Source organism: Streptomyces sp. NPDC012510, from assembly GCF_042955065.1.
GTDB lineage: Bacteria > Actinomycetota > Actinomycetes > Streptomycetales > Streptomycetaceae > Streptomyces.
On the sequence record NZ_JBIBEN010000007.1, the window covers coordinates 186,578 to 207,158 of the forward strand.

General features: G+C 68.1%; 20 protein-coding genes. 17 read left to right on the forward strand and 3 right to left on the reverse strand.

Going from position 1 to position 20,581, the window contains the following annotated elements; genetic code table 11:
* Positions 1-40: 40 nt before the first annotated feature.
* The gene (locus tag ACFY9I_RS15665) at positions 41-346 is read right to left on the reverse strand and encodes a ferredoxin (RefSeq protein ID WP_391001804.1); all 306 of its coding nucleotides are present in this window, start codon (positions 344-346) and stop codon (positions 41-43) included.
* A gap of 245 nt (positions 347-591) precedes the next feature.
* Here ACFY9I_RS15665 and arc point away from each other — a divergent pair, with 245 nt between their 5' ends.
* The 6 genes from arc to prcA all read left to right on the forward strand — a co-directional run bounded on the left by arc (position 592) and on the right by prcA (position 6,760).
* Entirely contained in the window at positions 592-2,358 is a 1,767-nt protein-coding gene (gene arc / locus ACFY9I_RS15670) for a proteasome ATPase (RefSeq protein ID WP_391001806.1), read from the forward strand.
* A gap of 234 nt (positions 2,359-2,592) precedes the next feature.
* A complete protein-coding gene (dop, locus tag ACFY9I_RS15675; RefSeq protein ID WP_391001808.1) occupies positions 2,593-4,104 on the forward strand; it encodes a depupylase/deamidase Dop in 1,512 nt (503 codons plus the stop codon).
* 188 nt (positions 4,105-4,292) lie between these two features.
* Complete coding sequence (locus tag ACFY9I_RS15680; protein WP_005485230.1) at positions 4,293-4,508, forward strand: ubiquitin-like protein Pup; 216 nt, start codon at positions 4,293-4,295, stop codon at positions 4,506-4,508.
* Between the two features lie 119 nt (positions 4,509-4,627).
* On the forward strand, positions 4,628-5,140 hold the full coding sequence (locus ACFY9I_RS15685; RefSeq protein ID WP_391001810.1) for an endonuclease domain-containing protein: 513 nt from the start codon (positions 4,628-4,630) through the stop codon (positions 5,138-5,140).
* Entirely contained in the window at positions 5,092-5,937 is an 846-nt protein-coding gene (gene prcB / locus ACFY9I_RS15690; protein ID WP_391001812.1) for a proteasome subunit beta, read from the forward strand. The genes ACFY9I_RS15685 and prcB overlap by 49 nt, the downstream gene beginning before the upstream one ends.
* Before the next feature lie 67 nt (positions 5,938-6,004).
* The gene (gene prcA, locus ACFY9I_RS15695; RefSeq protein ID WP_391001814.1) at positions 6,005-6,760 is read left to right on the forward strand and encodes a proteasome subunit alpha; all 756 of its coding nucleotides are present in this window, start codon (positions 6,005-6,007) and stop codon (positions 6,758-6,760) included.
* 122 nt (positions 6,761-6,882) lie between these two features.
* Here prcA and ACFY9I_RS15700 read toward each other — a convergent pair whose 3' ends face one another.
* Positions 6,883-7,911 (reverse strand): substrate-binding domain-containing protein, encoded by a 1,029-nt coding sequence (locus ACFY9I_RS15700; RefSeq protein WP_391001816.1) that lies wholly within the window; start codon positions 7,909-7,911, stop codon positions 6,883-6,885.
* Positions 7,912-8,048: 137 nt separating this feature from the next.
* Between ACFY9I_RS15700 and ACFY9I_RS15705 the strand changes: the two genes are divergently transcribed.
* The 10 genes from ACFY9I_RS15705 to tatC all read left to right on the forward strand — a co-directional run bounded on the left by ACFY9I_RS15705 (position 8,049) and on the right by tatC (position 16,549).
* The gene (locus tag ACFY9I_RS15705) at positions 8,049-9,308 is read left to right on the forward strand and encodes an MFS transporter (RefSeq protein ID WP_391001818.1); all 1,260 of its coding nucleotides are present in this window, start codon (positions 8,049-8,051) and stop codon (positions 9,306-9,308) included.
* A gap of 9 nt (positions 9,309-9,317) precedes the next feature.
* Positions 9,318-10,679: a Pup--protein ligase gene (gene pafA, locus ACFY9I_RS15710; protein WP_033531667.1), complete on the forward strand. Its 1,362-nt coding sequence runs from the start codon at positions 9,318-9,320 to the stop codon at positions 10,677-10,679.
* 130 nt (positions 10,680-10,809) lie between these two features.
* Positions 10,810-11,805: an FKBP-type peptidyl-prolyl cis-trans isomerase gene (locus tag ACFY9I_RS15715; RefSeq protein ID WP_391001821.1), complete on the forward strand. Its 996-nt coding sequence runs from the start codon at positions 10,810-10,812 to the stop codon at positions 11,803-11,805.
* Positions 11,806-11,870: 65 nt separating this feature from the next.
* The gene (locus tag ACFY9I_RS15720) at positions 11,871-12,242 is read left to right on the forward strand and encodes an FKBP-type peptidyl-prolyl cis-trans isomerase (RefSeq protein WP_391001823.1); all 372 of its coding nucleotides are present in this window, start codon (positions 11,871-11,873) and stop codon (positions 12,240-12,242) included.
* A 152-nt stretch (positions 12,243-12,394) separates the two neighbouring features.
* On the forward strand, positions 12,395-13,372 hold the full coding sequence (locus ACFY9I_RS15725; RefSeq protein WP_391001825.1) for a WYL domain-containing protein: 978 nt from the start codon (positions 12,395-12,397) through the stop codon (positions 13,370-13,372).
* A 14-nt stretch (positions 13,373-13,386) separates the two neighbouring features.
* Complete coding sequence (locus ACFY9I_RS15730; RefSeq protein WP_391001827.1) at positions 13,387-14,457, forward strand: WYL domain-containing protein; 1,071 nt, start codon at positions 13,387-13,389, stop codon at positions 14,455-14,457.
* A 65-nt stretch (positions 14,458-14,522) separates the two neighbouring features.
* Positions 14,523-14,783 (forward strand): hypothetical protein, encoded by a 261-nt coding sequence (locus ACFY9I_RS15735; RefSeq protein WP_391001829.1) that lies wholly within the window; start codon positions 14,523-14,525, stop codon positions 14,781-14,783.
* Positions 14,784-14,793: 10 nt separating this feature from the next.
* Positions 14,794-14,988: a hypothetical protein gene (locus ACFY9I_RS15740; RefSeq protein WP_391001831.1), complete on the forward strand. Its 195-nt coding sequence runs from the start codon at positions 14,794-14,796 to the stop codon at positions 14,986-14,988.
* A 261-nt stretch (positions 14,989-15,249) separates the two neighbouring features.
* On the forward strand, positions 15,250-15,531 hold the full coding sequence (gene tatA / locus ACFY9I_RS15745) for a Sec-independent protein translocase subunit TatA (RefSeq protein ID WP_365673483.1): 282 nt from the start codon (positions 15,250-15,252) through the stop codon (positions 15,529-15,531).
* A gap of 49 nt (positions 15,532-15,580) precedes the next feature.
* A complete protein-coding gene (gene tatC / locus ACFY9I_RS15750; RefSeq protein WP_391001834.1) occupies positions 15,581-16,549 on the forward strand; it encodes a twin-arginine translocase subunit TatC in 969 nt (322 codons plus the stop codon).
* 260 nt (positions 16,550-16,809) lie between these two features.
* Here tatC and ACFY9I_RS15755 read toward each other — a convergent pair whose 3' ends face one another.
* Positions 16,810-17,025: a hypothetical protein gene (locus tag ACFY9I_RS15755; protein ID WP_391001836.1), complete on the reverse strand. Its 216-nt coding sequence runs from the start codon at positions 17,023-17,025 to the stop codon at positions 16,810-16,812.
* Between the two features lie 274 nt (positions 17,026-17,299).
* Here ACFY9I_RS15755 and ACFY9I_RS15760 point away from each other — a divergent pair, with 274 nt between their 5' ends.
* Positions 17,300-20,149, forward strand: a complete 2,850-nt coding sequence (locus tag ACFY9I_RS15760) for a DEAD/DEAH box helicase (protein ID WP_391001838.1) — start codon at positions 17,300-17,302, stop codon at positions 20,147-20,149.
* Positions 20,150-20,581 lie beyond the last annotated feature (432 nt).

A 20,581-nucleotide genomic window follows, 5' to 3' on the forward strand; every position in this document is an offset into this window, starting at 1 on the left:
TGAGAAAGCAGACACGAGACGACGCGGAGTACCCGAAGGGTCACTCCGCGTCAGGCCCGAAGACTTCGACCCTGTCCGAAACGCGACGTACATGGATGCACTCGCCCGGACACTCCTTCGCCGAGTCCACCACATCCGTGAGAAGCGGCAGCGGAACGGGCGTTGTGGCCCCCGGAGCCTGCAACAGCTCGTCCTCGGGGCCCTTCACATAGGCCAGCCCGTCGATGTCCAGCTCGAACACCTCGGGCGCATACTGGGCGCAGATGCCGTCACCGGTGCAGAGATCCTGGTCGATCCAGACCTCGAGTGCCTCGCCCACGGCTCCGGCCTCCTGCTGCACGGTCATCTCTCCTGCCGTCTCATTCGTCGAGCCGGTCGGGAACGATGCAGGCTCTGACGGGTGTTGAACACTTCGACCCTACCTGGGGCCGCTTCCCAATCATGTTCGGTGGGTATTCCCCTGGCGTGAGGGAGAGCGCAAGGGTGAAGATCGGACACACCCCGACCGTCTTTGTGATCTAGGGGTTTCAATCGACACCCACCCAGGTAGGGTCTGGAAGCGTCCAGCTCCCCTTGGAGGAGGTGAGGACCGTGGCAGCCCACGACGACGACATGAACCGCGGCATCCGCCCGGGACGAGGGTCCGACGACCCGGCCGGGCAGATTGCCTACCTTGAGCAGGAGATCGCCGTCCTGCGACGCAAGCTCGCCGACTCTCCGCGACACACGAGGATTCTCGAAGAGCGGATCGTCGAGCTGCAGACCAATCTGGCCGGCGTGTCCGCACAGAACGAGCGGCTCGCCAACACGCTCCGTGAGGCCCGCGACCAGATCGTGGCCCTCAAGGAAGAAGTCGACCGGCTCGCACAGCCACCGGCCGGCTTCGGTGTCTTCCTCACGGCGAACGAGGACGGCACGGCCGACATCTTCACCGGAGGCCGAAAGCTCCGGGTGAACGTCAGCCCCAGCGTCGACCTGGAAGAGCTCCGGCGAGGCCAGGAAGTGATGCTCAACGAAGCTCTCAACGTGGTCGAGGCCATGGAGTTCGAGAGCGTCGGCGACATCGTCACCCTCAAGGAGATCCTCGAGGACGGCGAGCGCGCCCTCGTGCAGGGGCACACCGACGAGGAACGGGTGGTACGGCTCGCCGAGCCACTGCTGGACATCACCATCCGCCCCGGCGACGCCCTCCTGCTCGAACCCCGATCCGGCTACGTCTACGAGGTCGTGCCCAAGAGCGAGGTCGAGGAACTCGTCCTCGAAGAGGTCCCCGACATCGGGTACGAGCAGATCGGTGGCCTCGGCAACCAGATCGAGATGATCCGCGACGCGGTCGAGCTCCCCTATCTCTACCCGGACCTGTTCAAGGAGCACGAACTGCGGCCGCCCAAGGGCGTCCTCCTCTACGGACCCCCCGGCTGCGGCAAGACGCTCATCGCCAAGGCCGTGGCCAACTCACTGGCCAAGAAGGTCGCCGAAGTGACCGGCCAGGCCCAGGGCAAGAGCTTCTTCCTCAACATCAAGGGCCCCGAGCTCCTCAACAAGTACGTCGGCGAGACCGAGCGACAGATCCGCCTCGTCTTCCAGCGTGCGAGGGAGAAGGCCAGCGAGGGCACCCCCGTCATCGTCTTCTTCGACGAGATGGAATCCCTCTTCCGCACCCGTGGCTCCGGTGTCAGCTCGGACGTGGAGAACACCATCGTCCCCCAGCTGCTCGCCGAGATCGACGGCGTGGAAGGCCTGCAGAACGTCGTGGTCATCGGCGCCTCCAACCGCGAGGACATGATCGACCCCGCCATCCTGCGCCCCGGCCGGCTCGACGTGAAGATCAAGATCGAGCGCCCGGACGCCGAAGCGGCCAAGGACATCTTCCAGAAGTACCTCACCGAGCGCCTCCCGCTCCACGCGGACGACCTCGGCGAACACGGCGGCTCCAAGACCACCACCGTCCAGAGCATGATCCAGACGGCAGTGGAACACATGTACGCCGAATCCGAGGAGAACCGCTTCCTGGAAGTCACCTACGCCAACGGCGACAAGGAAGTCCTCTACTTCAAGGACTTCAACTCCGGCGCCATGATCGAGAACATCGTCGGCCGCGCCAAGAAAATGGCGATCAAGGACTTCCTCGACAAGAACCAGAAGGGCCTCCGCGTCTCCCACCTCCTCCAGGCATGCGTGGACGAGTTCAAGGAGAACGAGGACCTGCCCAACACCACCAACCCGGACGACTGGGCCCGAATCTCCGGAAAGAAGGGCGAACGGATCGTCTACATCCGTACCCTGATCACCGGAAAGCAGGGCGCCGACACCGGACGCTCCATCGACACGGTGGCGAACACCGGACAGTACCTGTAAAACACAGGGCGGCTGCGGGTGCCCTCAGTGGGTACCCGCAGCCGACTGTTTTTCGGGTCACGGCTGGAGCAGGCAATTGACGCAAATGATCTCCCCACCAGCGCAGAGCCGTTCTAGGCTCTTTCGTACCGCCGGGTCGCGCAGTGCGGGGACGGGCACCGCACGAGCACGAAAGCGCCAGCGGTACTTGAGCGGCGTCCCCGACCGAGGACACCGCCGGGCAAGGAGGGCCGCATGACCGTACGGCGAGTAATGGGCATCGAGACGGAGTACGGGATCTCCGTCCCCGGCCACCCCAATGCCAATGCCATGCTCACCTCGTCCCAGATCGTCAACGCCTACGCCGCGGCGATGCACCGGGCCCGCCGGGCCCGCTGGGACTTCGAGGAGGAGAACCCGCTGCGCGACGCGCGAGGCTTCGACCTCGCCCGCGAGGCCGCCGACTCCAGCCAGCTCACCGACGAGGACATCGGCCTCGCCAACGTGATCCTCACCAATGGAGCACGCCTCTACGTCGACCACGCACACCCCGAATACAGCGCCCCCGAGGTCACCAACCCCCTCGACGCCGTCCTGTGGGACAAGGCGGGCGAACGCATCATGGCCGAGGCGGCCGAACGCGCCGCCCAGCTGCCCGGCGCCCAACCGATCCACCTCTACAAGAACAACACCGACAACAAGGGCGCCTCCTACGGCACGCACGAGAACTACCTGATGAAACGGGAAACCGCTTTCTCGGACATCGTGCGCCACCTCACGCCGTTCTTCGTCTCCCGCCAGGTCTTCGCCGGCGCCGGCCGCGTCGGCATCGGCCAGGACGGCCACGAGCACGGCTTCCAGCTCAGCCAGCGCGCCGACTACTTCGAAGTCGAGGTCGGCCTCGAGACGACACTCAAGCGCCCCATCATCAACACGCGCGACGAACCCCACGCGGACGCGGAGAAATACCGCCGCCTCCACGTGATCATCGGCGACGCGAACCTGTCGGAGATCTCCACCTACCTGAAACTGGGCACGACCGCCCTGGTCCTGTCGATGATCGAGGACGGCTTCATCGCCGTGGACCTCGCGGTCGACCAGCCGGTACGGACACTGCACCAGGTTTCGCACGACCCGTCCCTGCAGCGCCTCATCACCCTCCGCAGCGGGCGCACCCTGACCGCCGTACAACTCCAGATGGAGTACTACGAGCTGTCGCGCAAATACGTCGAGGAGCGGTTCGGGGCGGACGCCGACGAACAGACCAAGGACGTGCTCAGCCGCTGGGAGGACACCCTCAACCGCCTGGAGAACGACCCGATGAGCCTCTCCGGAGAACTCGACTGGGTCGCCAAGCGGGAGCTGATGGAGGGCTACCGGCGCCGTGACAGCCTCGACTGGGACGCCGCCCGGCTCCACCTCGTCGACCTCCAGTACGCGGATGTACGCCCCGAGAAGGGCCTCTACAACCGTCTCGCGGCCCGCGGCAAGATGAAGCGGCTCCTGGACGAGACGGACGTCGACAGGGCACGTACGAAGCCCCCGGAGGACACCCGCGCCTACTTCCGCGGCCGCTGCCTGGAGCAGTACGCCGACGACGTCGCGGCCGCCTCCTGGGACTCCGTGATCTTCGACCTCCCGGGCCGGGACTCGCTCCAGCGCGTCCCAACCCTCGAACCGCTTCGCGGAACGCGAAATCACGTCAAGGAGCTCCTGGACCGCTGCCGCACGGCGGAAGACCTGGTCAGGGTGTTGTCCGGCCACTGAACCGGGCCTCAATCGTGATCAGCCGGGCAGGGTGGAAACACCGGCGTCCGGGAATCATCGAGATGGCCCCCGGACGTTGTGGAAACAACGGGGCCAATGTCAGACCCGGCTTGTAGGGTCTGATCATCACCGATCGGCAGGAATGCCGACCTGCCGACCATGTCGGGCAACAGAGCGGGGTGAGGGTTATGGCGACCAAGGACACCGGCGGCGGCCAGCAGAAGGCCACCCGTTCCACCGAGGAGACCGAGGCGGCGCCGGAGGCACAGGCGAGCGAGGACCTCAAGGAACGCCAGGAGAAGCTGAGCGACGACGTGGACTCTGTGCTCGACGAGATCGATGATGTACTCGAGGAGAACGCAGAGGATTTCGTTCGAAGCTTCGTTCAAAAAGGCGGCGAGTAGCCTTCGGATCGAAGGGGTAAGGCTGCCGGGGGCTTCGATTACTGGAAGGTCAAGATGTGAAGCGCTGTTCGCGGTGCAGGGAGAACAAACCGCGGACAGCCTTCGCGAGTAACAAGGCGATGCGTGATGGCTTGCAGGCCTACTGCCGGGAGTGCGCGTCCGTGTACCACCAAGAGCGGCAGCTGGCCAAGGGGCGCAACGTCAGGCCGCGAGTGGACGTGACTGAGGGGCACAAGTACTGCCGCACATGCGGTGAGATCAAGCCGTACAGCGAGTGGACGAAGAATCGCAGTGCCTCGGATGGTCTGGCCACGCTCGGTAAGACGTGCAAGGCATCCAAGGGGCGAGCGCACCACCTGAAGCGCGAGTACGGCATCACCGAAGCCGAACGCGACGAGCTGATCGCCTCTCAAGGAGGCGTCTGCTGTATCTGTTTGGCGGCTTTGCCAGCGCATGTGGATCACTGCCACGAGACGGGTAGGGTCCGGGGCGTACTGTGCTTCAGCTGCAATGCGGCGCTGGGGCAGTTCAAGGATCGGCCCGACGTCATAAGGCGGGCTGCGACATACGTGGAAGGAAACGCGTGGAAGCCAACACTCGTAGCACCGGGCGTCTACCAGCTCCCTTCCTGACGCCTGGGTCGTCGTCCTTCATGGACTTCCTGTCGGAGCACCAGCCGGAGCTGCTCCCCGGCAAGCGGCAGTTGCCGCCGACCCAGGGCGTGTTCGAGGCCCCGCACGGCACGACGATCGTGGCCGTGACGTTCCCCGGCGGTGTGGTGCTCGCCGGTGACCGCCGGGCCACGATGGGGAACATGATCGCGCAGCGGGACATGGAGAAGGTGTTCCCGGCCGATGAGTACTCGGCCGTCGGGATCGCCGGCACGGCAGGTCTGGCCGTGGAGATGGTGAAGCTGTTCCAGCTCGAGCTGGAACACTTCGAGAAGGTGGAGGGCGCCCAGCTCTCCCTGGAGGGCAAGGCGAACCGGCTCTCGACGATGATCCGTTCCAACCTCGCCATGGCCATGCAAGGCCTGGCCGTCGTCCCGCTCTTCGCCGGTTACGACGTGGACCGCGGCAAGGGACGCATCTTCTCCTACGACGTGACGGGCGGCCGTTCCGAGGAGACCGGCTACGCGGCCACCGGCTCCGGCTCGGTCTTCGCGCGCGGTGCCATGAAGAAGCTCTTCCATGAGGACCTGACCGAGGACCAGGCCACGACGCTCGTGGTGCAGGCCCTGTACGACGCGGCAGACGACGACTCGGCGACCGGTGGTCCCGATGTCGCCCGCCGGATCTACCCCATCGTCACCGTGATCACCGAGGACGGCTTCCGTCGGCTCGACGAGCAGGAGTCCTCCGGGATCGCCCGCTCGATCGTGGAGCGGCGTCTGGAGCAGCCCAACGGCCCGCGCGCCGCTCTGCTCTAGCCGATCCAGCCGACGGCCCTCTTATCAAGGTGATCGAGTGACTTCCACAGAAAGGGACGGATAACCGGTGTCGACGCCGTTCTATGTCTCACCCCAGCAGGCGATGGCCGACCGTGCGGAGTACGCCCGCAAGGGCATCGCGCGTGGCCGCAGCCTGGTCGTGCTGCAGTATGCCGATGGCATCGTGTTCGTCGGCGAGAACCCGTCCCGTGCGCTGCACAAGTTCAGCGAGATCTACGACCGGATCGGCTTCGCGGCCGCCGGTAAGTACAACGAGTACGAGAACCTGCGGATCGGCGGTGTGCGCTACGCCGACCTCCGTGGGTACACCTACGACCGTGACGACGTGACCGCCCGGGGTCTCGCCAACGTCTACGCCCAGACGCTGGGCACGATCTTCTCCTCGGCGGCCGAGAAGCCGTACGAGGTGGAGCTGGTCGTGGCGGAGGTGGGGGAGACCCCCGAGGGTGACCAGATCTACCGTCTGCCGCACGACGGCTCGATCGTCGACGAGCACGGCTCGGTCGCGGTGGGCGGTAACGCCGAGCAGATCAGTGGTTACCTGGATCAGCGGCACGAGGACGGCATGTCGCTGGCCGAGGCCCTCAAGCTCGCCGTCCAGGCTCTGTCCCGCGACACCAACGGCACGCAGCGGGAGATCCCCGCGGAGCGCCTGGAGGTCGCCGTCCTCGACCGCACCCGCCCGCAGCAGCGCAAGTTCAAGCGCATCGTCGGCCGTCAGCTCGCCCGTCTGCTGGAGGCGGACGGCGCCAGCACGGAAGCCGAGAGCGCGGAGGAAGCCGAGGGCGGCGAGGAGGAGTAGCCCCCTGGCAGCGCTCCTCGCGCCCCGCCCGTAGTGCGCCCCGGCCGCCAAGGCCGGGGCGCACGGCTTGGAGCCGCTGTCCGGGGAGCCGCTGTCCGGGGAGCGGCTGTCAGGATGGGGGGTCAGCGGTGTGTCGGCGGAGCCCCTGGTGGGGCCGTGGAGCCCCGAACCACCAGCTGGACGGGAATGTCCCCCTGTGCCGGTGTGCGTCCCTCCAGGACCGCCAGCAGGGCTGCCATGCCCCGCTCCCCGAAGAGTTCCGCGTCCAGTCGAACGGTGGTCAGCTCGGGGTCGAGTGCCGTGGCGAGGGCGAGGTCGTCGAGCCCGGTGATGGAGACGTCCTCCGGTACGCGCAGTCCGAGGCGGCGTGCGGCCTTGTAGGCCCCGGCCGCGAGCTTGTCGTCGTCGCAGACCAGTGCGGTCGGCGGGACGCCCGGTTCGGTCAGGGCGGCCTCCGCCGCGGTCAGTGCCCCGTCGATGGAGATGGGCGCGGCGGCCGTGCGGAGTGAGGTGCCGGGGACGGCGCCGACGCGTGCGCTCAGTTCTCGTGCGCGTATGGCGAAGGTCCAGGAGGGGATGTCGGCGGCGAGGTGCAGGAAGCGGCGGTGCCCTAGCTCGAGCAGGTGCTCGGCGACTTGTCGTACGCCGTCGCGGATGTCGAGGTTGACGGTGGCGGCGCCGAGGCTGCCTTCCGGGTCGCTGTCCAGCATGACGAGGGGGAGCTGGTCGCCGCGGATGGCGGTGAGCGCGTCCGCGGCCATGGAGGAGGCGATGACGCCGTCCAGGGCGGCCTGCGCGGAGGCGAAGGGGTCGCGGGCGGGACCGACGCCTTCGGGGGAGGGGTAGAGGACGACGCCGAATCCGTGTTCGGCGGCTACGCGGGCGGCGCCGGTGTACACGCCGGCGAAGAACTCGGTGGTCAGGGCGGGTACGACGAGGAGGACGGTCCGGGTGTGGCCGAGGCGGAGGTTGCGGGCGGCGAGGTTGGGCCGGTAGCCGAGGTCGCGTGCGGCTTCGCGTACGCGTTCGACGGTGGCCTGGGAGACGCGGCCGCGCCATTTGTCACCGAGGACGAGGGAGACGGCGGCCTGTGAGACCCCGGCGGCCTGGGCGACGTCACGGCTCGTGGGTCGCGTACTGCCTCGTGCCACCGTCGGCCTGCTCCTTCGTGGGGGTGTGTCTCGACGCGGGGTGCGCGTCTGGACTCGTGGACAGCGCTCATGGTACGTATGGACCACGACGTTATACGTAACACTTCACTGGTCGAGCTTCGTCGGAAGGGCAGCGGATGGCCGCCGGATACCTGGAGATCCTCAGGGCGCGGCATGCCGCGCGCCTGCTCGCGGGCACCTTGGTGGGGCGGTTGCCGAACGCCACCGCCGCGATCGCGATCGTGCTGTTCGTGCGCGCGGAGGGCGGTACGTACAGCCTCGCGGGGGCGCTGGCGGCCGTGTACGGCGTGGCGAACGCCGTGGGGCAGCCGCTGCTGGGGCGGCTGGTGGACCTGTACGGGCAGCCCCGGGTGCAGTTGCCCGCCGCGCTGGTCTCCGCCTGCGGGATGGCCGCCTTCGCGTTCGCGGGCCTGGATCCGCTGGTGCCGGCGTATGCCTCGATGGTGGTCGCCGGGCTGTTCACGCCGCCGCTGGAGGGCGGGCTGCGGGCGCTGTGGCCGAACGTGCTCCGGAAGGAGGAGCACGTGCACACCGCGTACGCGATGGACGCGGTGGCGCAGGAGGTCATGTTCACGGTCGGGCCGCTGCTGGTGACGCTGTGCGTGTCCTTGTGGTCGGCGCAGGCGGCGCTGGTGGTGCTGAACGTCATCGGGGTGCTGGGAGCCCTCTGGGTGGTCGTCTCGCCGCCCTCGCGGGCCTGGCGCTCGGCGCCGCGGGAGGCCCACTGGCTGGGGGCGCTGCGCTCTCCCGGGCTGCTGGCGCTGCTGGGGTCCTTCCTGTTCGTGGGGATCGCTCTGGGGTCCATCACGGTCGCCGCGGTGTCGTACGCGGACGGGCACGGCGGGGACGCGGTGTACGGGTGGTTGATGGCGGGTGTCGGGTTCGGTGCCCTGGTCGGCGGTACGGCGTACGGGGCGCGTCGGTGGGGTGGGGCGCCGGAGCGGCGGCTGAGGGTGCTGGTGGCGCTGCTGGCGGTGTGTTACGTCCCGTTGACGCTGACGCCGGGTCCGGTGGCGATGACGGCGCTGGCGGCGCTGGCGGGTGTGTTCCTGGCGCCGGCGCTCGCGTGTGCGTTCGTGCTGGTGGACCGGCACGCGCCGCGGGGGACGGTGACGGAGGCGTTCTCGTGGATCGTGACGACGTTCACGGTGGGCGCGTCGGTCGGTACGGGGGTGGCGGGGCCGGTGGTGGAGTGGGGCGGCACGCTCTGGGGCTTCGTCGTGCCGGGTGCCGCGGGGGCCGTGTCGTTGCTGGTTCTGCTGGCGACCGGGCGGGTTCTCGCTGTTCCTTCCGAGGGTGCGGTGGTTGCGGTCTCATCGGAAAATGATCCAAACCGTGCTGTCGAACCCCGTTTCAGCTCGGTGGATCGGGCGTAATGTTCAGTCATGGACCGCCGCATTTTCGGGCTGGAGAACGAGTACGGCGTCACGTGCACGTTCAGGGGACAGCGCCGTCTGTCTCCTGACGAGGTGGCGCGGTACCTCTTCCGCCGTGTCGTGTCATGGGGCCGCAGCAGCAATGTGTTTCTGCGGAACGGGGCCCGCCTCTATCTCGACGTGGGCTCACATCCGGAATACGCGACACCCGAATGTGACAACGTGACCGAGCTGGTCACTCACGACAAGGCCGGCGAGCGCATTCTCGAAGGACTGCTGGTCGACGCCGAACGCCGCCTGCACGAGGAGGGAATCGCGGGCGACGTCTATCTCTTCAAGAACAACACGGACTCGGCGGGCAACTCATACGGTTGTCATGAGAACTATCTGGTGGCGCGGCACGGGGAGTTCTCCCGGCTCGCGGACATCCTGATTCCGTTCCTCGTCACCCGGCAGCTGCTGTGCGGCGCGGGCAAGGTGCTGCAGACGCCGCGTGGTGCGGTGTACTGCGTGAGCCAGCGCGCGGAGCACATCTGGGAGGGGGTCAGCTCGGCGACCACCCGTTCCCGGCCGATCATCAACACGCGTGACGAGCCGCACGCGGACGCCGAGCGGTACCGCCGTCTCCACGTCATCGTGGGTGACTCGAACATGTCCGAGACGACCATGCTGCTGAAGGTCGGTGCCACCGACCTGGTGCTGCGCATGATCGAGGCGGGCACGGTCATGCGTGACCTCACCCTGGAGAACCCGATCCGGGCGATCCGCGAGGTCAGTCATGACATCACCGGCCGTCGCAAGGTGCGGCTGGCCAGTGGCCGGGAGGCGTCCGCGCTGGAGGTGCAGCGCGAGTACTACGAGAAGGCCGTGGACTTCGTCGAGCGCCGCGGTATCCGTACGGGCACCGTGGAGCAGGTCCTGGAGCTGTGGGGCCGCACGCTGGACGCGATCGAGGCCGAGGATCTCGACCGGATCGGCACCGAGATCGACTGGGTCATGAAGTACAAGCTCATCGAGCGGTACCGCGCCAAGCACAACATGACCATGTCGCATCCGCGGGTCGCGCAGATAGACCTCGCGTATCACGACATCCACCGTCGTCGTGGCCTCTACTACCTGTTGGAGAGGAAAGGTCAGGCCGCCCGTATCTGCAACGATTTGAAGATCTTCGAGGGCAAGTCGGTTCCGCCGCAGACGACTCGGGCGCGGCTGCGCGGTGACTTCATCCGGCGCGCTCAGGAACAGCGCCGGGATTTCACGGTCGACTGGGTGCATCTCAAGCTCAACGACCAGGCGCAACGCACGGTGTTGTGCAAGGACCCGTTCCGTTCGGTGGACGACCGGGTGGAGAAGCTGATCGCCGGAATGTGAGCGGAAATGTTCCGGATGCCGATCCGGAACGCAACGCGGGGCGCCGTACGTTTGCCGTACGGCGCCCTTCTCACGCCGTAGAGTTGCGCGCACGCCATCCGACAAGATCGACCGATACGAGGCCTTCACCGTGCGCCGACGCTCACTTCTCATCGCTGTCCCCGCTGGACTGGTCACGCTCGCCGCCTGCGGTGACGACAAGTCCGACTCGGCCAAGGCGAGCAGCAGCCCGTCCGCGTCGGAGAGCGGGGCCGCGAAGCCGCCGAAGATCGTGGACGGTCCGCTGCCGGCCATCACGGGTGGGGTGAAGTTCGACGAGAAGCCGACGGTCGCCAAGGGCAGCGGTGATCCGTCGAAGGACCTGGCGGTGAAGACGGTCATCGCCGGGACCGGTCGGACGGTCGCCGAGGGTGACTACATCCAGGCGAACTACCTGGGCCAGATCTGGGCCACGGCGAAGGTCTTCGACAACTCCTACGACCGTAAGACGCCGCTGGTGATCCAGCTCTCCCCGCAGGGCATCATCGACGGCTGGCGCTATGCGCTGACGGGCAAGAAGGCCGGCAGCCGAGTCCAGATGGCCGTGCCCCCGACCTGGGGGTATGGCACCGAGGGCAACGCGCAGGCGGGTATCAAGGGTACTGACACGCTCGTCTTCGTCGTCGACATCCAGAAGACGTTCAACGCCAAGAGCTCCGCCGAGGGCGCGAAGGTCGCGCAGGACGACGTGGACCTGCCGAAGGTGGGCACCAACACCGACGGCAAGGCGCCCTCCATCGAGGTGCCGAAGGTCGACCCGCCGACCGGCCTGGTGGCCAACTACATCCTTGAGGGCGACGGCCCGGAGGTGGGGGCGGAGGACAGCCTGCTGGTGCAGTACAAGGGCGTCATCTGGGACACCGGCAAGGAGTTCGACTCCTCCTACAGCCGTGAGGCGCTGAGCTCGTTCGGGATGCAGCAGGTCGTCAAGGGCTGGTCCCAGGGCATGACCGGCAAGAAGGTGGGCAGTCGCCTCCTCATCGTCATCCCGCCGAAGCTGGGTTACGGGGACACGCCGCCGAGTGGCAGCGACATCAAGAAGGACTCCGTGATGGTGTTCACCGTGGACATCCTCGCAAAGATGTGAACCCCGGAAGGGATGCGAGACTGTCCCGCGTTGTCTCGTTCGTACACAAGCAAAGGCCTGAAGACGTGAGCATTGACAAGCCCGAGATCGACTTTCCCGAGGGCGAGCCGCCGGCGGACCTGGAGATCAAGGACATCTGGGAGGGCGACGGCGAGGTGGCCCGTGCGGGTCAGACCGTGACCGTCCACTACGTGGGTGTCTCCTTCTCCACCGGTGAGGAGTTCGACGCCAGCTGGAACCGCGGTGCGCCGTTCCGGTTCCCGCTCGGTGGCGGTCGTGTCATCAAGGGCTGGGACCAGGGTGTGCAGGGCATGAAGGTCGGCGGCCGTCGCCAGTTGACCATCCCGGCCCACCTCGCGTACGGCAACCAGAGCCCGAGCCCGGCGATCAAGCCCGGCGAGACGCTGATCTTCGTGGTCGACCTCCTCGGGGTCTGATCCGTCGGAGGCCGTGTCGGGGCCGATCGTGCCGCGACCGGTCACGACCGTCCGGGGTCCATGCCTGTTCGGGCATGGACCCTCGGCTTTTGCCGCGACGCTTCGTAGCGGTACGGTCGTGCCGCGGGAACACCCCTGAGGGAAGGTCGTCGATGGCCATTGCCAAGGCCGAGCGGTTGATGAACCTGGCGCTGTGTCTGCTGGGGACGCGCCGGCCGCTGAGCAAGCGCGAGCTGCGGGATTCCATCGAGGCGTATGTCGAGGCCGCCAGGCCGGGTATGGACACGGCCGGTTCCGACGACTCCTTCAACCGTATGTTCGAGCGCGACAAGGATGATCTGCGCGAACTCGGCCTGGTCATCGAGACGGTGGAGAACCTCGACGGCGAAGTGGGCTATCTGGCCCGCCGCGACAGCAACAGCCTCCCGCCCATCACCCTGGACGCCGAGGAGGCCGCCGCCCTCGGGCTCGCCGCGAAGGTCTGGCAGCAGGCCCGTCTCGCCGGGGCCGCCAGCGGCGCCCTGCAGAAGTTGCGCGCGGCCGGGCTGCCCGAGGACGTCGACCCGTACGAGGCCCATGGCGCCCTGGAGCCGCGGATCCCGGTGCACGAGGCCGCCTTCGAGCCGCTGATGCTGGCCTGCCGCGACCGCCGCCCGGTGGTGTTCGAGTACCGCAAGGCCACAGCCGCCCGCCCAGAGCCCCGCCATGTCGAGCCGTGGGCGCTGGAGTGCTGGCGCGGTCACTGGTACCTCGCCGGCTTCGACCGCGACCGTGGCGCCGAACGCGTCTTCCGGCTCTCCCGGATCACCGGCAAGGTGCGCAGCCGGGGCAGTGCCTTCACCGCCTCCGTCCCGGACGTCGTCACCGTGCGGGAGACGGTCGCGAGCTGGGCGGGGGAGACCGCCGACCGGTCCGCGCTGATCAGGCTGCGCGCCGGCGCCGGCTACCCGCTTCGCGCGAGGGCCACCGCCGTACGGGAACTCGGGGGCGGCTGGGACGAGTTGGAGATTCCGTACGGGCACGGCCTGGACGCCTGGCTGGTGGAGTTCGGGCCCGACGTGGTGGTCGTGGAGCCCGCCGAGTTGCGGGCCGACGTGGTGGACCGGCTCCGTGCCGTGGCCAAGGGTTGAGGGGACGTAAGAACGTGGTGGGAAAACCGGCCCGGCCGGCGAACGCCATCGACCAGACCCGGCGGATGCTCTCCCTGGTGACCTATCTGCGAGAGCGGCCCGGCGCGCGGATCGAGGACGTGGCCCGCGCCTTCGGGATCACCGAGGACGAGCTGGTCTCGGACCTCGATGTGCTGCCCATGTGCGGGACCAGCTTCCGCGGCGGTGATCTGCTCGACATCGACACCGACGGTGAGCGCATCTGGTGGCACAACCCGGCGGCCCTCGGTGCGGAGGCCGCCGAGCCGCTCCGGCTTGCCGCCGACGAGGCCACCGCCCTGCTGGTGGCCGCCCGCGCGGTGGCCACCCTGCCGGGGCTGCGCGAGAGCGACCGGCAGGCCCTTCTGCGGGCCACCGCCAAGGTCGAGGGCGCGGCCGGGGAGGCGGCGGGCGCCAGCTCGCGCCTGTCGGTCACCTTCGAGTCCGAGGGCGGTGTCTTCGCCGACGTCGACCGGGCCATATCGGAGCGCCGACGGCTGTGGATCCGCTACTACTCGCCCGCCCGTGACGAGGTCACCGAACGCGAGATCGACCCGATTCGCCTGGTCAGCGTCGGCCACACCTATGTCGAGGCCTGGTGTCGGCGCTCCGAGGCGAGACGTACGTTCCGGCTGGACCGGGTCGCCGAGATCAAGATCCTCGACGAGCCGTCCGCGCCGCCCGAGATCGAGCTGCGGGACCTGTCGGAGGCGCTGGTGCAGCCCGCTGCCGAGGACCCGGAGGTCGTCGTCGAGGTCGGCCCCGGCGGACGCTGGGTCGCCGAGTACTACCCGCACGACAGCGCCGAGGAACTGCCGGACGGCGGGTTGCGCATCAGTCTGCGCACCCCGGACCCCACCTCGCTGCGGCGGCTCGCGCTGCGGCTCGGGCGCGACGGACGGATCGTCTCCCCGCAGGACCTCGCCGACAGCGCACGCCGGGCGGCCCGCGAGGCACTGGCGGCCTACGACGAGGCCGCACCGGCGCACGAGGGGCCGGGTGGCGTGCTCGACGCGCCCCTCGACGTCCAGGAGCGGCGGTACGACAGGCAGGAGCGAGGGCTGTGAACGGCGGGTCGGTTGTGTCCGATGTGACGTGTGGTGTGAAGTCCGGTGCGCAGGAGATTCAGGAGATGACCGTGGCGGTCGCCTTCGCGGGCATGAAGAGGGTGGTCGACGTGGTCTTCCGGGCCGGCTGCCCCGACTGCCGGGCCAACGTCGAGCTGGGCGCGAACGCGCTGCGGCTGGCCATCGGCGCCACCAGCAAGACGACCTTCTACTCCTTCACCTGCCCCGAGTGCGGCATTCCCGTCCGCAAGCCGGCCGGGGAGCGGATCGTCGAGCTGCTCACCGGGGGCGGGGTGCGGACCTTGCGGCTGCATTCGGCGGGCTAGGGTCGTCGCCATGTTCTGGCCGATGTTCGCGGTAGCCATGGGTTTCGTGGGGCTCGTCGTGCTCGGGGTGCTCGCCGTGCGGGTCTTCGTGGCGGCTCAGCGGCTGGGTGCGCAGGTCACGGAGTCGGCACGGCGGATCAACCGGGCGGCGGAGGACCTGGAGCGGGCGACGGTGAGCGCCGCCCGCTCGGCGGACACCCTGTGAGTGGCGCTGGAAACTCCTGTGAGCTGATGGCCCGGTGCGTTTTGCGCCACTTCGCCCTGTCACCTTCACGCCGTCGGCAGGTACGCTGCCTGTCGCGGCACGGAGAACGAGGCCCGGGTCGCGAAGCGGGAGTAGTACGCAGAGGGATTGCCTCGCGTTTACCCCTGAGCGTTACGATCGCTGCCAGTACGATTGTTCGGACGCTTGTCCGACCGGTCGGACAGCCCCCACCCGCCGCCTCGGTGAAGAAGGTAGACAGCTATGGGTAGGCTCGGCCCCACCGAGATCATTCTGATCCTCGTCGTCATCATCCTGCTCTTCGGTGCGAAGAAGCTCCCGGACATGGCGCGCTCGCTCGGCAAGTCCGCCCGCATCCTCAAGAGCGAGGCCAAGGCCATGAAGTCCGACGGCCAGGACAACACCACGGCCGCGTCCGCCCCGCCGCACGACGAGGCCCCGGCACAGCGCACCATCCAGGCCGCCCCCGGCGATGTGACCAGCTCCCGCCCGGTGAGCGAGCCGACGGACACGACCAAGCGCTGACGCAAGGCCGGACAAGACTCCGGCCTGCCGCACGAGATGGGAACGTGGGTTGCTCAAGTCTGCCCGCAAGACAGCGAAGGAAAAGGATCCGGAGGGGCGAATGCCCCTCGCGGAGCACCTGCGAGAACTGCGGAACCGCCTTGTCAAGAGCCTGTTGGCCATCGTCATCACGACGGTTGTCGCGGCGATGTTCTACAAGGACATCATCCAGTTCTTCACGGATCCCATTCTGCAAGCGGTGGGATGTGAATACTCCTTCGCCGAACTGGCCAAGGACAGCAGTCAGACCAGTTGCGCCCGCATTGTGCAGAACGGTCTTCTGAGCCCGTTCACGCTTGCTCTCACGGTGGCCCTGTCGTCGGGTGTGGTACTCGCCGCCCCGATCTGGCTCTATCAGCTCTGGGCGTTCATGGCGCCGGGCTTGCACCGGAACGAGAAGAAGTACGGTCTCAGTTTCGTGGCGGCGGGTTTCCCGCTGTTCCTGGCGGGCTCGTACTTCGCCTACTGGTCACTGCCCAAGATGGCGTCGGTCATGCTGGAGTTCTCGATCATCGGGAGCGACAACCAGCTTCCCCTGGATGATCTGCTGAACCTGATCATGCGGATGATCGTCGTGTTCGGCCTCTCCTTCGAGCTGCCCCTGCTCCTGGTGATGCTGAACTTCGGAGGGGTCCTCTCCGGCAAGAAGATGGCCGGCTGGTGGCGGGGCATGATCTTGGGCATCACGCTCTTCGCAGCGATCGCCACCCCCAGTACCGACCCCATCTCCATGCTGGCGCTGGCGGGTCCCATCTGGGTCCTGTACTTCATCGCCACCGGAATCGCGCTCACCAATGACAAGCGCCGCGCCCGCGTCGAGGCCCTGAAGCCGGGCGACGACGAGGCCTCCGAGCTGGACCTCTCGTCGGACGACATCGGCGAGGTCGAGGCCGTCTCGGCGAGCCGGGCACTTCCGTCGCCGTCGCCGTCACCGGAGACCGAGCGTGACCGGATCAACGGCTACGACGACGTGACCTGAGGGGCGTTTCGAAAGTCCTGTGCTGTGCCCGCGGTGCCCGCGGTGTCCGGTGCGTGCTCTTGGCGTGCCGGACGAAAGCTTTCGTACTGGACGTACTTGGGCTTTCGGCCGGTGCGGCGAGAGTGCGTGCCGGGCGCCGTGGGTGCTGTGCGGGACCTTCGAAACACCCTTCAGACGGAGCCGGTTATGGTGGCGGACGGTTGCTCTGCGTGCAGGGGAGTGACATTCAGGTTTCGCCCGCCTGGCACGCGGACGGGGGCCTACCGGAATACCGGTAGGCCCCCGTCCGCGTTCTGCTGAAAAGCGAAGTTGGCTGCTTCGGCGTAGTCGGCGCTGGCGGTCCGGTAGTCGGCGTCGTTCCGCTCGAGGCACAGATAGACCTTGAGCTTGGCCATGCCGGTGCCGAGGCCTCCACCGCCGTCCGACCAGCGGAACCTCATGGTGGCCCGGTAGTAGTCGGTCGACGTTCGCGACACGCACAGGTCGACGTACACATCGAGGTCGGCGCCGTGTCGTAAGTCGTGTGCTGCTCGCCCGTGCGCTTGCTGGCTGCGGCGGCAGAGGCCGAGGACGCCACGGCAATGACGCCGACCATGGCAAGTCCCATAGTGGCGTCAGTTGTGCTGCGCGCGTGGTCCACCGCTACAAGTGAACTCCCCCGAAGAAGTGCCAACGGTCAGGGCGGCACGGGCCCGAACGGAGGGGCGTGAGCTGTGCTTATCCCGTGTTCAACAGGATCTGATCCGGATAATGATCGTCCTGTTGTCAGTGGGGCCCGGTACGCTCGAAAGCACGATGACAGAGGACCTCTCCCCGGCCGAGCGGTACGCGGCAGCACGTAGGCGCGCTGTCGAGCAGGCCACCGCGCTCGCCTCCTTCCGCGAGATGTACGACTTCGGTCTCGACCCCTTCCAGATCGAGGCATGCCAGGCACTTGAAGCCGGCAAGGGCGTCCTGGTCGCAGCCCCCACCGGCTCGGGCAAGACGATCGTCGGCGAGTTCGCCGTCCACCTCGCCCTCCAGCAGGGCAAGAAGTGCTTCTACACGACGCCGATCAAGGCCCTGTCGAACCAGAAGTACGCCGACCTGTGCCGCCGCTACGGCGCCGACAAGGTCGGCCTGCTCACCGGTGACAACAGCGTCAACTCCGACGCCCCCGTGGTCGTGATGACCACCGAGGTGCTGCGGAACATGCTGTACGCGGGCTCCCAGACCCTCCTCGGCCTCGGGTACGTCGTCATGGACGAGGTGCACTACCTCTCCGACCGTTTCCGCGGTGCCGTCTGGGAAGAGGTGATCATCCATCTTCCCGAGTCGGTCACCCTGGTCTCACTGTCCGCCACCGTGTCGAACGCCGAGGAGTTCGGCGACTGGCTCGACACCGTGCGCGGCGACACCGATGTGATCGTCTCCGAACACCGGCCCGTGCCGCTGTTCCAGCACGTGCTCGCCGGACGGCGGATGTACGACCTGTTCGAGGAGGGCGAGGGCAGCAAGAAGGCCGTCAACCCGGACCTGACCAGGATGGCGAGGATGGAGGCCAGCCGGCCCTCCTTCCAGGACCGCAGGCGCGGCCGTGCCATGCGCGAGGCCGACCGTGAGCGCGAGCGCAGACAGCGGTCGAGGATCTGGATCCCCAGCCGCCCCGAGGTCATCGAACGGCTCGATTCCGAAGGCCTGTTGCCCGCCATCACCTTCATCTTCAGCCGCGCCGCCTGCGAGGCCGCCGTCCAGCAGTGCCTGTACGCGGGACTCCGGCTGAACGACGACGAGTCCCGGCTCAGAGTGCGCGCCCTCGTCGAGGAGCGCACCGCGTCGATCCCGCACGAGGATCTCCATGTCCTGGGCTACTACGAGTGGTTGGAGGGCCTGGAGCGGGGCATCGCGGCCCACCACGCGGGCATGCTGCCGACGTTCAAGGAAGTCGTCGAGGAACTCTTCGTACGCGGCCTGGTCAAGGCCGTGTTCGCCACCGAGACCCTCGCCCTGGGCATCAACATGCCCGCCCGCTCGGTGGTGTTGGAGAAGCTCGTCAAGTGGAACGGCGAGCAGCACGCGGACATCACACCGGGTGAGTACACGCAGTTGACGGGGCGGGCCGGCCGGCGTGGCATCGATGTGGAGGGGCACGCCGTCGTGCTGTGGCAGCGCGGCATGAACCCCGATCATCTGGCCGGGCTCGCGGGCACCCGTACGTATCCGCTGCGGTCCAGCTTCAAGCCGTCGTACAACATGGCGGTCAATCTGGTCGAGCAGTTCGGGCGGCACCGCTCGCGCGAGCTTCTGGAGACGTCCTTCGCACAGTTCCAGGCCGACAAGTCGGTCGTCGGCATCTCCCGGCAGGTGCAGCGCAACGAGGAGGGTCTTGACGGCTACAAGGAGTCCATGACCTGCCACCTCGGGGACTTCGAGGAGTACGCGCGCCTGCGGCGGGAGCTGAAGGACCGCGAGACCGAGCTGGCCAAGCAGGGCGCGGCCCAGCGGCGTGCCGAGGCGGCCGTCGCGCTGGAGAAGCTGAAGCCCGGCGATGTCATCCATGTACCGACGGGCAAGTACGCCGGCCTGGCGCTGGTGCTGGATCCCGGGCTGCCCGCCGGGCGGTCCAACGGCCACCGGGGGTTCGAGCACCACGACGGGCCGCGTCCGCTGGTGCTCACCGCCGAGCGGCAGGTCAAGCGGCTGGCGTCCATGGACTTCCCGGTGCCGGTCGAGGCGCTGGAGCGGATGCGAATCCCGAAGTCCTTCAACCCGCGTTCGCCGCAGTCGAGGCGGGACCTGGCGTCGGCGTTGCGTACCAAGGCCGGGCATCTCGTGCCCGACCGGCACCGCAAGCGGAGGGCCGCGGCCGCCGACGACCGTGAGATCGCCCGACTGCGCGCCGAGTTGCGGGCGCATCCGTGCCATGGCTGCAACGACCGTGAGGACCACGCGCGGTGGGCCGAGCGGTACTACCGGCTCAAGCGGGACACCGCGCAGCTGGAGCGGCGCATCGAGGGGCGGACGAACACGATCGCGCGGACCTTCGACCGGATCGTGGCGCTGCTGACCGAGCTGGACTATCTGCGGGGTGACGAGGTCACCGAGCACGGGAAGCGGCTGGCGCGGCTCTACGGCGAGCTGGATCTGCTGGCGAGCGAGTGTCTGCGGGCGGGTGTGTGGGAGGGGCTGGGGCCCGCGGAGCTCGCCGCGTGTGTGTCGGCCCTGGTCTACGAGGCCCGCGCCGCGGACGACGCGATGGCGCCGAAGCTGCCGTCCGGGAACGCCAAGGCCGCGCTGGGGGAGATGGTGCGGATCTGGGGTCGGCTGGACGCGCTGGAGGAGGAGTTCCGGATCACCCAGAGCGAAGGGGTCGGGCAGCGTGAGCCCGACCTCGGGTTCGCCTGGGCCGCGTACATGTGGGCCTCGGGAACGGGGCTCGACGAGGTGCTGCGGGAGGCGGAGATGCCGGCCGGCGATTTCGTGCGGTGGTGCAAGCAGGTCATCGATGTGCTCGGGCAGATTTCGGCGGCGGCACCCGCTGGGTCGAGCGTGGGGAAGAGTGCGCGTAAGGCTGTTGACGGGCTGTTGAGGGGGGTTGTGGCTTACTCCTCGGTGGGGTGAGGCCGCCTGCGGTGGGGGAGCGGCGGTTCTGGCGGGTGCGGGTGCGGGTGCGGGTGCGCATGCGGGTGCGGTGATTCGTGTGCGTGTGCGGTGCCGGTTCGTGCGCAGGACGGGTGTCGCCTTGTCGCCGCTCAGGTGCGGCGCTTGGGCGGCACCAGGCCCCGGCCGGCTGCGTCTTCGAGGCAGGGCCAGGCCCCCGGGCCCGCGTCTCAGGCTCCCGCCCCGTCGTTCGACGTCGGCGGCGCCTCCCCGCTCGAAGGCACGGCGTCCGGCTCCGCGAAGAACTGCCAGATGGTGATCGGCTCTCGGTAGCGGCGCAGACCCCGGGTTTCAGCCGTGGGGACAGCCGCCCCACGACGATGCTCGCACCAGCCCACCGTTGGGTAGCTCCGCGCGTCCTCGGCCATCGCCCCGACCTGGGCCGCCCTGTCG